Origin of the sequence: uncultured Aquimarina sp., from assembly GCF_947495315.1 — a bacterium.
Classification (GTDB): Bacteria; Bacteroidota; Bacteroidia; order Flavobacteriales; family Flavobacteriaceae; genus Aquimarina.
In genome coordinates, this window is record NZ_CANLYD010000002.1 from 16,707 (window position 1) to 32,403 (window position 15,697).

At 34.3% G+C, this 15,697-nt stretch carries 10 protein-coding genes; all 10 read left to right on the forward strand.

Annotated elements, in window-relative coordinates; genetic code table 11:
* Window positions 1-98 precede the first annotated feature (98 nt).
* The 10 genes from Q0910_RS03630 (at window position 99) to Q0910_RS03675 (ending at window position 15,540) form a co-directional block, all read left to right on the forward strand.
* Window positions 99-2,204 (forward strand): bifunctional aldolase/short-chain dehydrogenase, encoded by a 2,106-nt coding sequence (locus tag Q0910_RS03630; RefSeq protein WP_299212713.1) that lies wholly within the window; start codon window positions 99-101, stop codon window positions 2,202-2,204.
* Between the two features lie 7 nt (window positions 2,205-2,211).
* Window positions 2,212-3,492, forward strand: a complete 1,281-nt coding sequence (locus Q0910_RS03635) for a sugar isomerase (RefSeq protein WP_299212715.1) — start codon at window positions 2,212-2,214, stop codon at window positions 3,490-3,492.
* Between the two features lie 3 nt (window positions 3,493-3,495).
* The gene (locus tag Q0910_RS03640) at window positions 3,496-4,884 is read left to right on the forward strand and encodes an FGGY family carbohydrate kinase (RefSeq protein WP_299212717.1); all 1,389 of its coding nucleotides are present in this window, start codon (window positions 3,496-3,498) and stop codon (window positions 4,882-4,884) included.
* A 12-nt stretch (window positions 4,885-4,896) separates the two neighbouring features.
* Window positions 4,897-6,066 carry an alpha-hydroxy acid oxidase gene (locus Q0910_RS03645; protein WP_299212719.1) on the forward strand — a complete coding sequence of 390 codons (1,170 nt, stop codon included), beginning with the start codon at window positions 4,897-4,899 and terminating at the stop codon, window positions 6,064-6,066.
* Window positions 6,063-7,466 carry a hypothetical protein gene (locus Q0910_RS03650; protein ID WP_299212721.1) on the forward strand — a complete coding sequence of 468 codons (1,404 nt, stop codon included), beginning with the start codon at window positions 6,063-6,065 and terminating at the stop codon, window positions 7,464-7,466. Before Q0910_RS03645 ends, Q0910_RS03650 begins: the two co-directional genes overlap by 4 nt.
* A 176-nt stretch (window positions 7,467-7,642) precedes the next feature.
* Window positions 7,643-8,971 (forward strand): tetratricopeptide repeat protein, encoded by a 1,329-nt coding sequence (locus Q0910_RS03655; RefSeq protein WP_299212723.1) that lies wholly within the window; start codon window positions 7,643-7,645, stop codon window positions 8,969-8,971.
* A gap of 33 nt (window positions 8,972-9,004) precedes the next feature.
* The gene (locus Q0910_RS03660) at window positions 9,005-9,805 is read left to right on the forward strand and encodes a LytTR family DNA-binding domain-containing protein (protein WP_299212725.1); all 801 of its coding nucleotides are present in this window, start codon (window positions 9,005-9,007) and stop codon (window positions 9,803-9,805) included.
* A gap of 263 nt (window positions 9,806-10,068) precedes the next feature.
* Window positions 10,069-10,977 (forward strand): hypothetical protein, encoded by a 909-nt coding sequence (locus tag Q0910_RS03665; protein ID WP_299212727.1) that lies wholly within the window; start codon window positions 10,069-10,071, stop codon window positions 10,975-10,977.
* An 8-nt stretch (window positions 10,978-10,985) separates the two neighbouring features.
* Window positions 10,986-12,128, forward strand: coding sequence for a T9SS type A sorting domain-containing protein (locus Q0910_RS03670; RefSeq protein WP_299212729.1), 1,143 nt, complete (start codon window positions 10,986-10,988; stop codon window positions 12,126-12,128).
* A 4-nt stretch (window positions 12,129-12,132) separates the two neighbouring features.
* Window positions 12,133-15,540, forward strand: a complete 3,408-nt coding sequence (locus Q0910_RS03675) for a T9SS type A sorting domain-containing protein (protein ID WP_299212731.1) — start codon at window positions 12,133-12,135, stop codon at window positions 15,538-15,540.
* The last annotated feature ends 157 nt before the right edge of the window (window positions 15,541-15,697 follow it).

Sequence of the window (15,697 nt, forward strand, 5' to 3'; positions counted from 1 at the left end):
TTTTAATAAAACAGCATACTACAGGATGGAGATTGACCTTACTAAATTTATTTTCGTGATAAGATGTTAAAGAAAATTAAGCTAAAAACCATGTCAATATGGGAATAACGAATAAAGCATTTAACCACGTTGATTATCTATGGGATGATCGAAAGGCAACAAAATTAGAAGGTGATGAGGTAGCGCTTTTTCTATATCGATCTAATATATTAGGAGCCGATCTTAGAATCACAAATTATGGAGGCGGTAATACAAGTTGTAAAACTACTGAAAAAGACCCGTTAACTAATGAAAATGTAGAAGTGATGTGGATCAAAGGATCTGGTGGAGATATTGGTACACTTACCAGATCAGGAATAGCTGGATTATATACAGAACGGCTTCGAAATTTAAAAAAAGTCTATAAAGGAATCAAACAGGAAGACGAAATGGTTGGCTTGTTTAATCATTGTATTTATGATTTGAATAGTAAAGCACCTTCGATAGATACTCCATTACATGGATTATTACCTTTTAAACATATTGACCATTTACATCCTGATGCTCTAATTGCCATTGCAGCAGCAAAAGATGGAGAAAAGATCACTAAGGAAATCTGGGGTGATACCATGGGTTGGGTACCCTGGCAAAGACCAGGTTTTGATTTGGGACTACAATTAGAAAAATGTTTAGAAGAAAATCCCGGTATAAGAGGTATTGTTTTAGGAAGTCACGGCTTATTTACATGGGGTAACACATCTTATGAGTGCTATAGCAATAGTTTGGAAGTCATAGAGATGGCTTCAACTTATATAGAAAACAAAATAACTAAAAATGGGAACGTTTTTGGAGGACAAAAAAATAAAAGCCTCATCCCTAACAAACGCTTAGAACAAGCTTCTATGTTAGCTCCATTATTAAGAGGTCTATGTTCAAGCGAACATAGCATGATCGGACATTTTACTGACGAGGATAGGGTTTTAACATACATTAATAGTAACGATCTGAAGAAATTAGCACCTATGGGAACATCTTGTCCAGATCATTTTTTAAGAACCAAAATCAAACCTTTGATTCTTGATCTGGAGCCCGAAGAGAATTTATTAGATACGCAAAAGGTTTTAGATAGATTACAACCCGCTTTTGAATCATATCGTTCTGATTATACCGAATATTACTCTACCTGTAAACACTCAGATAGTCCCCCTATGAGAGATCCTAATCCTGTTGTAATTATTTATCCAGGAGTTGGTATGTTTACTTTTGCCAAAAACAAACAAACCGCCCGGGTAGCCAGTGAATTTTATGTCAATGCAATCAATGTAATGCGAGGAGCTGAAGCTATTTCAGAATACACTGCTCTATCTAGACAAGAAGCTTTTAATATAGAATATTGGCTATTAGAAGAAGCTAAATTACAACGAATGCCAAAAGAAAAACCTTTATCCAGAAAAATAGCAATTATTACTGGAGCCGCAGGTGGTATTGGCAAAGCTATTGCGGATAAGTTAGTGGCCGAAGGTGCTAATGTATTAATTACAGATTTACATCAGGAAACCTTAGATGTAACACAAAAGACATATAAAAAAGATGAGGTCGTTACTACAGTTTGCGACGTTACTAACCCGGATTCTATAGCGGAAGCTTATAAGAAAGCCTGTATAGAATTTGGTGGAATAGATATGATCATTCACTCTGCTGGATTAGCAATATCTAAACCTTTAGAAGAAACCACTATTTCGGATTGGGATTTATTACAAAATGTTTTGGTAAAAGGACAATTCATGATGGTACAAAAAGGAGTTGAAATCATGAATAAACAAGGGTTCGGTGGCAATATAATTAATATTGCCAGTAAAAATGGACTCGTATCAGGCCCAAACAATGTAGGATATGGAACTGCAAAAGCTGCACAGCAACACATGACCAGGCTTCTGGCAGCGGAATTAGGCCAAAAAAAAATCAGGGTAAATACGGTAAACCCAGATGGTGTTATTGTAGGCAGCAAAATCTGGGAAGGAAAATGGGCAGAGGGGAGAGCAAAGGCTCATGGAATATCTGTAGAAGAGTTGCCAAAACACTATGCAAAACGAAATCTACTAAATGAAATCATATTGCCGGAAGATATTGCCAACGCAGTATTTTCTTTAGTAGCAATTTTGGATAAAAGCACAGGAAATACCATTAATGTGGATGGCGGAATGCCAAATGCCTTTGTACGATAATATAAATATGAAGATAGATAAACAAAAAATAATTGATCTTAATAAAAGAGTAGAAACGAAACATCTAATTCAGCTTGATTTTTTAGCCAATCAACTCCAAAACAAGGGAATAGATGGTCAGGATATCATCGAAAAATTAAAAGACTTTCAAGTTGCTATACCAAGTTGGGCATTAGGTGCAGGAGGAACTCGATTCGGAAGATTTTCATTTGGAGGTGAACCCAACAGTTTAGAGCAAAAATTAGATGATATTGGTATTCTTCATGCGCTAACCAACAGTGCCGGAGCAGTTTCTTTGCACATTCCTTGGGATATTCCTGAGGATTATCAAGCTATCAAAGAAAAGGCTACTTCTCATAATATAATTTTTGATGCTGTAAACTCTAATACCTTTCAGGATCAACCTAATGCAAAGAATAGTTATAAATTTGGTTCTTTGTCTAATATAAATAAAGCATCCAGAGATCAAGCTATTCAGCATAATATTGATGTTATTAACATCGGAGAAAAATTAGGTTCCAAAAGTTTAACAGTATGGTTAGCGGATGGTTCCAGCTTTCCTGGGCAAAACAATTTTCAGAAAACCTTACAGCATACTCAAGATAGTCTTAAAACTATCTACAAGTCACTTCCAGAAGATTGGAAGTTGTTTATCGAATATAAGCCTTATGAACCTAATTTTTATAGTACAGTAATCCAAGATTGGGGAACTTCATATATGTTAGCTAATGAATGTGGTGAAAAAGCATATACCCTTGTAGATCTAGGTCATCATTTACCCAATACTAATATCGAACAAATTGTAGCTACTCTAATGCTAAAAGGTAAATTAGGGGGGTTTCATTTTAATGATAGTAAATATGGAGATGATGATCTTACCGTTGGTGCCATAAAACCTTATGCTCTGTTTTTAATATTCAATGAATTGGTATACGGAATGACAAGTAATCCTCAAAATCCAGATTTAGCTTGGATGATTGATGCTAGTCATAATATAAAAGATCCATTAGAAGATTTGATTCAGTCTCTTGAAGCCATTTTAATAGCATATGCTCAAGCACTTTTGGTAGATCAAAAAGCATTAAGAGAAGCTCAAGAAGCTCAGGATATAGTAGCATGCCAGGAAATTTTGCAGGAAGCTTATCGTATGGATGTTCGATCACTAATTAGAGAATCCAGAATACAAATGAATGCTGCAATCGATCCTTTACTAGCTTACAGGTCTTTGAACGTTAGAGAAACATTGATCAAAGAACGAGGTAAAAATTCAATTGCTTCAGGTTTATAAGAAATGAAAAAAGTAACAGCAGTATTTGATATAGGTAAAACCAATAAGAAGTTTTTTCTCTTTGATAGAAATTATAAGGAGGTATATAAAGAATATACCAAATTTGACGAAATCCAAGACGAAGATGGGTTTCCTACAGAAAATTTACCTGCATTACAAAAATGGCTAAAGGATTTGTTTAACCGAATTCTCTCTGCGAATGAATTTGATATCAGAGCTATCAATTTTTCCACCTATGGTGCAAGTTTTGTACATCTGGACAAAAAAGGTAATGTTATAGCCCCCTTATATAACTACCTAAAACCACTACCAAAAAAAATTACTGAAGAATTTTATCAAGATCATGGTGACCCATTGATTATTGCTACAGAAACCGCCTCTCCATCAGCAGAAATGCTCAACTCAGGGATGCAATTATACTGGTTAAAACATACACAACCCGCACTTTTTGCATCAATCAAATATTCACTTCACTTTCCGCAATACATATCTTTTTTGTTTACGGGTATTCCGGTAAGTGAATTTACCAGTATTGGATGTCATACGGCTCTTTGGGATTATAAAAAGAATACCTACCATCAATGGGTAATCAATCAAGAAATAGATATAAAATTTCCTTTTATTATTCCTACTCAGACCAGTTTCAATATGATTTACAATGGTAAAAGAATTAAAATCGGTATTGGAATTCACGATAGCTCTTCAGCATTAATTCCATATTTGTTGGGGGAAAAAAAACCATTCGTTTTAATTTCAACAGGAACCTGGAGTATTACCTTAAATCCATTTAGTACTAATCCATTATCTAAAAAAGACATTAAGAATAATTGTCTAAACTATCTAAAAGTAGATGGAAAACCAGTACGTGCCACTCGTTTCTTTATGGGGAATGAATATAAAGCACAGGTTAAAAAACTCTGCGAGCATTTTAGTAAACCCAAAGAACATCATAAAAATATCATATTCGACCCGCACTTGTACCGAAAGCTTAAGAATGATAACAAAAAATACTTTAGATTTAAAGAGATACGAATTGATAATGATAATACCGTTTCTGAAACAAATCTATCCTTGTTTTCTTCTTTTGAAGAAGCTTTTCACCAATTAATGATCGAATTAGTTGCTATTCAGGTAAAAACTACCAAATTGGCTATCGGGCACAGTAACATCAAAAAAATCTACATCGATGGAGGATTCACAGATAATGAAATCTTTATAAAACTTATTGCTTTACATTTTAAGGAATATAAAGTACGAACTACCAAATCACCTTTGGGATCTGCTCTAGGTGCGGCTATGGTAATTTCAGATCAAAAACTAGATTCCAGGTTTTTAAAAGATAATTATCAAATGCAAAAATTACAACCTCCGGTTTTACAAATACAAGAATAGACTCACAACTATATGAAATGGCCATACAACACACAATACCCATCGGTAGATGACCTTAGAAAAAAAGCTAAAAAGCGAATCCCAAAATTTGCTTTTGAGTATTTGGATGGAGGTTGTAACGAAGATGTAAATATTCGTAGAAATCGTACCGATATTCAGGAGGTAGAACTAAGACCTGATTACCTAAGTAAACATACCGGCTCTGACATGAAGACCGAGCTATTTGGAGAAACGTATGACGCACCCTTTGGCATTGCTCCTGTTGGTCTGCAGGGATTGATGTGGCCAAACTCACCCGAGATATTAGCCAAAGCTGCTTTTGAACATAACATCCCGTTTGTTTTAAGCACAGTTACGACTAGTAGTATTGAGCGAATTAGTGAAATTACTGAAGGTAAAGCTTGGTTTCAATTATATCATCCCACTGAAAATAGATTACGTGATGATATTATTAATAGAGCTTCGTCAGCTGAATGTCCGGTCCTCGTCTTATTATGTGATGTTCCATCTTTTGGATTTCGCCCCAGAGATATTAGAAACGGTTTGGCTATGCCTCCTAAAATGTCGATCCGGAATATTTTGCAAATTTTAGGCAGACCAAACTGGGCATTACAAACTTTGATTCAGGGGCAACCTAATTTTGAAACACTAAAACCATATATGCCTAAAAATTTGAATCTGAGCGCTCTTGGACAGTTTATGGATATCACCTTTAGTGGAAGATTGAATGAAGAAAAAATAGCTCCTATCAGAGATATGTGGAAAGGTAAAATCGTTTTAAAAGGTGTTGCCAGTGAGGCTGATACTGAAAGAGCTATTAAACTAGGTCTAGACGGAATTATAGTTTCTAATCACGGTGGTAGACAACTAGACGCAGGACAATCAACCATAAAACCATTACGAAGTATTGCAGAAAAATATGGAGATAAAATCACAGTAATGATGGATAGTGGACTGAGATCTGGTCCTGATATAGCAAGAGCAATGGCGACAGGAGCTAAATTCACTTTTATGGGTAGATCCTTTATGTATGGAGTTTCGGCTTTAGGACAAGAAGGTGGAAATCATACAATAAGCTTACTTAAAACACAATTACAACAAATTATGGAACAAATTTGTTGTGAACGAGTACAAGATTTTCCAAATCATTTGATTAACTCTAAAATACTAAAAATAGTATGAGTCAGTTCAACATTGAAGAAGAAATAGAAGAAATTGCAGGAGGCGAATTCGAAAGAGAGCCTGTCCCGAAACGTAGTTGGAAAGGCTGGAAAAGTTTTCTGGGCATGTATGCCGGAGAACATGCTGCCGGAACAGAATTTATGATTGGACCACTATTTCTAACTGCAGGTGTTAGTGCCTTTGATTTGATTGTTGGTTTACTAATTGGTAACCTATTAGCAGTATTGAGTTGGCGGTTCCTTACTGCCGAAATTGCAGTCAAGAATAGGCTTACACTTTATTATCATTTAGAAAAAATATGCGGTAAGAATTTGGTCACTACATACAACCTAGCTAATGGAATCTTATTTTGTTTCCTTGCTGGAGCTATGATCACAGTATCAGCAACAGCTGTTGGAGTTCCGTTTGATATAGAAATGCCTAAATTAACCGATACAATGCCCAACGGGATTATCTGGGTTGTAATTGTCATTGTTATAGGAGCTATTATTTCTATTATTGCTGCCAGAGGATATGATACGGTTTCCAAGGCTGCCAATTGGATGTCTCCTATTATTGTACTAGCTTTTTTAGCTTGTGGTATTGTAGCACTGAATCAACTGGGAGTAAAAAGTTTTAATGATTTTTGGAGCATTTGGGGAGAAGGTTCAGAGCCATTTCCCGGACAAGTAAAATTTACGTTTTGGCATGTAGTGATATGGTCTTGGTTTTGTAATGCAGCGATGCATATCGGAATGTCTGATCTTTCGGTATTTCGGTTTGCAAAATCCTCATCATCAGGATGGACTACTGCGGCAGGAATGTATGTGGGTCATTATATGGCTTGGATAGCAGCTGCCTTATTATATGCTGTATATCTTAAATCACCAGAAGCTCAAGCATTTTTGAGTAATGGAGAAGCTCCACCTGTAGCTCCAGGACCTTTAGCCAATAACGCTATAGGTTTATTCGGAATTATAGCCGTAATATTAGCGGGATGGACAACTGCCAATCCAACTATTTATCGAGCAGGATTAGCATTTCAGGCCATAATACCAAAAGTCTCTACATTTTGGGTAACTATTATTGCAGGATCTATTGCAACATTAGCGGGAATTTTTCCTGCATTTGCTATGAAATTGTTAGGATTCGTAGCATTATATGGTTTTATATTGGCACCTATGGGAGCAATCATTGTTTTTGAGCATTTCTATGGGAAAAGAATTGGAATTATTCCTTTCTATGCCGAAGCAAAAAAGATAAACTTTAATGTTTCAGTTTTACTAGCGTGGGGAGTAAGCTTTGGTGTATTTTACTTTATATCAAAGCAGTACGATGTATTTTTATCTTTTGTTACTTTACCAGCCTGGTTATGCTGTGGTATTTTATATCTGGTTTTTAGCAAGATGCTTCAAAAGTAAAATATCTTTTTAGAGATCTTAATTTTGAAAAGTATTCTCTAATTTTGAGATAACTCAAAGATTCAGCAGCTCTTATTTTGTTAAACTGTTGATTAAAGCATGGCTTTTTTTAGATACTCGAGTATGCATCTACTAAAAGGTCAAACCCAGAATCTCTAATGATATAAAACCTAATTATGCCAAGAAACTACTTCCCTCTTTATTTAGACTCGAAATTGAAATTCCTTTTCCTTATTCTCATAAGTTTTCTAAATGTTAACGTTTCTTATGCGCAGAACAGAATATCAAAAAACATCACAATCGAAGCTATAGAATGTCGAATAGATTCTTTAAACAAATTATACTACAAATACCGATACTCTAATCAAGATACAGTTAAGCTTTTTCTCAAAGAAGCATTAACTCTTAGTGATAGTATAGGATATACTAAGGGTAAAGTAAAAATTCTTACCAGCATAGGGATGACCTTAAGTTCTGAAGGTAAAAATATGAAGGCACTTTCTAATTATATAGAAGCATTAAAACTATCCCATTCGTTACTGATCGAAACCAAAGATGAAAATGAGATTAGAGATATTGAAGAAAATTTATGTGGCGTACATTTAAGTATGGGAATTGTGTATGGTAATTTGCAAGAGGTAAATGCTGCTTTAATGCACTATTCTATGGCTGAAAAAATTGCTGCGAAGGCTAATTCTGAGAGAACCTTAAGACATATTATGGGACTAAAAGGAATCCTGCATCAAAGTATGGGTAATCATAATAAGGCAAAAAACATTTATCTGGAGTTATTAGAAAAGAAAAATAAAAAGGACACCACTGATCGGGGTATCCCCATTTTATATTTCAATCTGGGAGAGGCTTATTGTGAACTTAATAAACATAGTGAGGCTTTGTATTATAATACTGCTGCATACGATATTTTTGAAAAGATGAATGACAAAATTGGTATCGTTGCGGGGCTTCAAGGTTATGGAAGAATCTATCTTAAGCAGAATAAATTATCAAAGGCCCATACATATTGCCATAAGTCACTTGCAAGACTTGATAGAGGAATAGATGACCATCGGTCCAGAGCTCAGACGTACTTATTACTAGGGCAAATACACTTTAAAAACAAACTTACAGATTCGGCCGCATATTATTCCCAAAAAAGTTTAGATCTGTCTTTGGCAAATAACCTTAATGAAACTGCTTTAAAATCGAGTGAGCATTTGATAGAAGTCTACAAATCAGAAAAAACGATGTACTCAACAGAAGATATTTACAAATTAAATACCTTATATCTTGAATTACAAAGTCGTTTGTTAAGCAAAACTAATGAGATAGAACTTACTGATGTTATCAATAGGGATCCTATTATAACAGATAGAACAATCTCATTATCTGATAAATTTCAAATTACTAAAATTCAGGATCGTGTTTATAAAATTCTATTAGTATCCATGGGTATCTTCCTATTTGAAATTGTTTTTATTAGGTTTGTTTATAAAAGTAAATCCTAAAAACTATCTTGTAAAAACGAAACAAGATTACACATGAAAAAAAATGTTCTGATCATTTTTGGAATTTCTACAGGAATCTCGGTGATTTTATGGGTTGCTTCTGTCTTAAAAATGATACATATCCCTGATGTTGTACTTTTAATTCAACTAACAGCTCATTTCTTGGTAAGTTTAATACTTTATTCATTTTTCATTCTTATACTGCCAAAATATCTAACATTCAGTTTTGTTAAAAGAAATACTCTTAATCAAGTTATTATATACGGTTTGACATCTTTGATTATATCGATCGCACACTGTTTTATCTATTATTTTATCTATAATGATGATGTTCCTGCACGTAAGGATAGTTTTAAGATCTTTCTAATCACATTTATATTTCAAAATGTTATTTTCATTCCAATAGTCTTAATAACGAATAAACAAAAATTCCTTTCTACTTTACCTGTTTTAGAACCTTCGAAAAAAACCCTTCTTAAAGAAAATAAGGATATCATTCATATTGAAGCACAACAATCCAAAGAAAAAGTTAGTTTTATTGCTAAGGAGCTTTTATTTATAAAATCTTCTGATAATTATTCAGAATTCTATTTCTTAAAAGATAATACTGTAACACGAAAAGTAATTAGACTTACTTTAAAAAGCATCGAAGAACAATTAGCTTGTGACTATATTATAAGAAGTCATAAATCCTATATTATAAACCTGAAACAGGATATTAAAATAAAAGGGAATGCAAATGGCACTAAAATATTCACTGAAAATTTTAGTATTCCTGTTTCCCGAAGCAAAAGAAATACCATTTTAGAAGCATATGAAAGAATTTATACATAGAAAAGCTTCAACTATTTCTATTTGAGACTACTTTTTTCTTCAACTAAAATATAGATCCCAATGATTTTTTTTAGGTCTGTACCATTTTTATTCTTTAAGTAACTCACACTCTTTTGTGGTAAACAACAACCTTCTTACCATTCATCCCACAAAGAAACCGTTAACCTCAAACACTTGTCAATCAGCACTTTTATTTCCCCATCTCCTCTTTTAAATAAATATTTGAGCCTCATAATATAATTCACATAACCAAAAATCAACTTATGAAACTCAAGAAACACAAATCGATTTTAACACTTAGTGCACTAATAATGTTAGTCGCTTTCTCAACTATTCAAGCTCAAAGTGTAGTTACCGGAAGTTCTGGGCAAAATGGTCTCACTTTACAACTCAATTCTAATCCAGGAGGAGCAAATTCACCATATATATTATTCGATGCTAAAAATGGAGGCGCAGGAAGTATTTTTATGATGAGACAGGAAACGAATACATTATCTCTAAATAGTTATACCAGTAAATGGCAAAACAGAAAAGATGTAATGACGTTTACCAATACGGGAAGAGTGGGAATTAATACTGCGTCTCCAACAATTGAATTAGATGTTAGAGGTAAAGCACATTTTAGGAGTGGTGCATTAGATATTGCCTTCTCTACTCCTTCTGGTAGAAATGGTATTATTTTCGATTCAGATAATGGTGACAACTATTCTCGATTAGACATTTTCAATGTACCAAATGCTACAGAAAGCAGCAGATATTTTAGTCTAAAATATAATTCCGATTCCCACGGTATTACCATTAGAAAAGGAGGAAGTGTAGGAATAGGAACTAACGCTCCCGGTTCTTATAAATTAGCCGTAAATGGAAAAGTACGCGCCAAAGAAGTTGTCGTGGAAACAGGTTGGGCTGATTTCGTTTTTGAAGAAGATTATAACCTTCCTACACTAGAAGAAGTAGAAAATCATATCAAGGAAAACGGACACCTTAAAGATATTCCTTCTGCCAAACAAGTAGCAAAAAATGGAGTAAGTCTAGGTCAGATGGATAGTAAACTATTACAAAAAATAGAAGAGCTTACATTATATCTTTTAGAAGAACATAAAAAGAGAAAACAACTTGAAGATATCATAAAAACATTAGAGTCTAGGTTGAATGCCTTAGAAACTAAATAATGAATATGATGCAGAAATTAAGCTCACATATTATATATCTTCTTTTTGTTATGTCCTTCAATTTTATGGTAGGACAATCAACAGAATTCCAAATTTCTGATGTACAATTAAAGATAAATGGTCAATTATTTCCTATTAGTCAGATAACAAATTCTGATATTACTGAAGGAGATGAAGTATATATTGAGTACAGTGTCTTTAACTTCACAGAAGTACCCGGAAACAATACACCAGTCGGAAACTACAGAATCTATGAAGATGAGGCCCTTGGTATTTTTGCCAATAGCGGTACATTAAATACCGCCAATCTGATTGCAAATCTACCAGAAATACAGGGTAGCTATCCTACTTTCGATTTTCCTGCCTCGACTAATCTGGGACAACCAAATGAAAACATCAGAGGGTTTCGATTTACAGATGGACCTTTTGACACTTCCTTAAGTGGTAATCATACATTCTTTATAGCAGTGAATACAGCTATTAGGTTTAACTCCCACGATTTGAACATTACAATAAGGCCGCCTACCATTCCTGAACTAGCTCCGGATTTTGGAAATCTGATACAGTTTTCTGTTTTTATAAACCCTTGCTTATCTTATAATGTAAACGTTACGGGAAATGCAATAGATAGTGGTCAAACTGTAAATATCGATGCGCAAAGCATTAATAAAGTTACAAGAAACGTGCTATCGGGTGGAACGTTGATCGTGAAAGCAAGAGAAGGTAAAATCACTATGAAACCTGGATATAAAGCAAGAGAAGGGTGCACATTTAAGGCCATTATTGATCCAAACACATCTTGCCCTCCGAATAGAGCCAATACTATACCTAATGAAATTAGTGGTACAATAAAGGCTCTGTCAGGATCAAGAACTGATTTAGGATTAGTAGGTGATCTTAATCTTCGAAAAGATGATCAGATACTGATATTCCCAAATCCGGTATCAGATCAGTTTGTTATAACTTCTTCAGACAAAATACAAAAAGTTCAGATATACAATGCTTTAGGAAAATTGGTTGCTACAGAAAATTTAAACAACAAAACCAATCCTTCTAAACATATTAATGTAAGTTTTTTGACTAAGGGAATATATATAGTAAAAGTCTTTACGGAATACGGGACATACTCTCAGAAACTAATTAAAAACTAAAGCTATGCACATTCAAAAAACATATATAATAACATTCTTATTCATTCTGGGAATTGTACATACTAGTTTGAGCCAGGATGTCATCGGACTACCAAAAACTAATTTGGTAAAATTAGACCTTAATGGCAAAGGAGCAGGAATTGACCCCAATGTCTTAAGTAACGCTGATAAAGTTAAGGTGGTAAACACCTTAAACAGTATTCAATTAGGCCTAATCAATGAACTGAAGTCAAAAGCAACGCCTGTAAACCCAATAGTGGGTAATCAAGTAGCGAATCGGCCCGCTAATCCAAAAATTACGTTATTTAGAAACCCTGGTCTTGATGGACAATTACCCATAGATCAATTTAGAAATCAGACCACCAATTCCTTTACCGTAGATAATTTTAATTTTACCAAAGCAAATCTACAGAGTTATAAATCTATCTTAGAACAAGCTCAGGCTTATCAATCCAGAACCAAAGCTTTGGGCTTTATTAATACTCAACTTGCCACTTCTAAGGCAACAAATGCCACTTCTAACTTTATAATTAGAAGATTTAATGAAGAGTTGGGGAGGATAGGTAAAATCTTTGGCGGTGGTGGAGAAATTAAAGTTCCTGTTTCGGGAGTTGAAGTCCCCTTTGACATCTCCGTTTTACAAGAAATTATAGAAGACCAAACAATACGTAGTGGTGTATTAGATGGCAATATAGATGCTCTTAAAACCGCTCAAACCGATCTAAAAGTTCGTTCGTTCTCAAATTTGAGAGAGTCAGTTAGTAGTTTTGAAAATTTAGGTGTAAAACCAGTATTGGCAGAAGACGTACCCTTATCCTCCGGTACATTTGCCACCTGGGTCACCTTAGAAGGTGAACAGCTATCCGCTTGGGAAAAGGATGCAGGGTTGACAGGGTTGACAGGGTTATTTACTCCGGAAGGTGTAGGTAATCAAACCAAAGGTTTTTCTAAATATCAGACCAACTCCGGCACTACCATCAAGAAAGGTGATAAAGTGGTAAATTTTCAACCCGGAATAGATAATTTCACGGATGGTATCGTCTACACGGTTGCTAATTCAGGAGACGTTGTTTTTTCAAATAATTTCAATATTAATGAAACAATTTCCAGTATAGAACCCTTTTTTGATGCTAGTGGTAATATAAATTCGGATGTTGAATTTTCTTTTAGCTCCAATACATTATTAAGTGATTTATTAAACAGAGGTGACCCTAGTGGTATTGATTTTAGAAATGTAAAAGTAGCAGCAATCGATATCGAAAGTGCTACTAAAACTGTTCGGTTGATCCTAAAAGGAGATCAGTTTACCGATACCAGTTCACCTGCAAGTAGTTTAAATACTGATTCGAAATTAGCTAAAGAAGTGTTTTTACAAGCCTTAGCAATACCCAATGATCGTCAATTTGTAAGTTTAGATATCATAGGTAGTGGAGGCCAGGCGGTAGCCGACACCAATTTTAAAAAGACTAAAATGGCACCTATCTTTTTTGAAGCTGATGCCGATATGAAAAAAGATGTGGCAGAATATCTTTTAGGAACTGGCATTTATGGTACAAGAACCGGTATTTATGAAAAATGGATAGATGCTCTTAAAACATATGATGCTACTAATCTCAACACATTGGTCAATCGATATGGGAGTAAGATCATTCCAAAAGTAAATGTCAAAGGAACTATAGTTCCCAGAACATTGAGTGGTGGAGATAGTGACTCAAAGGCATTTATAAATAATTCTGACTACGATCTGATTATGACCGTTGAGAATATTCCAAATATTTTTAATGATATTACCAATGCAACAGATAGAACATATTTGCAAAATAGATGGGTTGCTTTTCAAGGAGCCTTTTTTACAGAAGTTAATATCGCTGGGGCTACTGTTAGGGATAGAATAAATTCCGGAGCTACGTCCGATTATAGAAAACTATTAGCTATCCTGCCATCGATCATTGCAGCGCATTGGTATAAGCAAGCTCCTAGTGCAACCAAAACTCAGTTTAGCAGTTTAATCAATACCTCCAATTTGTCTACAGCCACTACCGGAATTTCCTTAGAAACTACTTTTGATCAAAACTATTTTAATAGTTTGGCCAATCAGGTTCTCGCAGAAAAAACAATTAATATATCAGTAAATGGAAGTGTCATTACCGGAAGATTGCAGCTAAGAGGAGGAATCGAAGTAGAACAAATTGATATTGAAGCACTTGGTGGCAATACCCAGAGTAGTATTATCACAACTGTATCTTCTGATAATAATGGAAGAATTGGTAATTCACTAACCGGTGCTACAAATGATCAATTTATTTACGGAGGCACACCCGATTATAATCTGCCAGAATTGCAAATAGCTTCTTTTACTTTTGACAATGATAATGCCGCAGTTGATATTAATAACCCTGTAGAATATGAATTAAATGAAGGAATAGAATTTAGAATTGCCGCAACGAATCTAGGTAATGTAAATGCGTCTAATGTGGATTTGGATATTTTTGTAAAAGAGCCCGGATCAAGTGGTTTCATAAAAATCCAAGGCGTAAACCGAAATATCAATATAGGCGATCAATCGTTTTTAATAGGTAATTTCGTTCCAGGCACTCCAGGCATTTACGAACTCAGAGCCGTTGTAGACTCAGAAGATAGGATTAATGAAATTGAAGAAGTTTCGTCTAATCAGTATACTAGAAAATTTAAAGTAAACGCAGACTTTATCTGTAATTCTGATGTTGATTTTACAGAATTAAAAGCAACTTTTGCCGTTGATCAATCCGACATTCCGCTGTTCATAAATTCAAGAAATCTAACAGCAGGTAATGATACTAGTAAGTTTATTGTGACTTCAACAGGTAAGGCAATTATACACGCTACCAATAAAATAGTATTTAAACCCGGAACTATCTTTAGAACTGGTTCTAAAGTACGTAGCTTCATAAGCTCTTGTCAGGATGCCAATACTCAATATAAAAATGAAGTAACCAGAGCGTCATCATCTCTACCTAAAACTTCAAAAAAAATCTATACTGCACAGGAAATTATATCTTCTAGAAACGAATCGGTAGCAGATATGAACATTCCGATGTCTGAAGAATTAATGGCTGTAAAAGAAATGCTTAACCGTCGGGGCAATGTGGAGCAAACTGCTTCAGCTTTACAAGAGGATATTCAAGAAGGATTATTAATAAAAATGTACCCCAATCCGGCTACAAACATCCTTCATATAGAACACAACATATCGGATATATCTAATAGTACATTCGCAATCTATAGTATGGAGGGTAAATTAATTAAAAAACTAGTAAAAAATGATAAAAATCAAAACAAGATATATTTAGATATAAAAGATTTAGATAGCGGTCTTTATATCTTAAAAGTTACTGGTAACCTACAATACGAAGCTATGTTTATAAAAAAGTAGTTACTTTAATAAAGCACTACACTATGTGTTCCCATATGGGTAGTGCTTTTTTTACTTTAAATTTTTATTTAGTCTTAATAAATACATTTGATCTCCCATTTAGATATATTCATTTTACAGATCAGAACGAAAACTGAAGAAAGTATCCATAAATTAA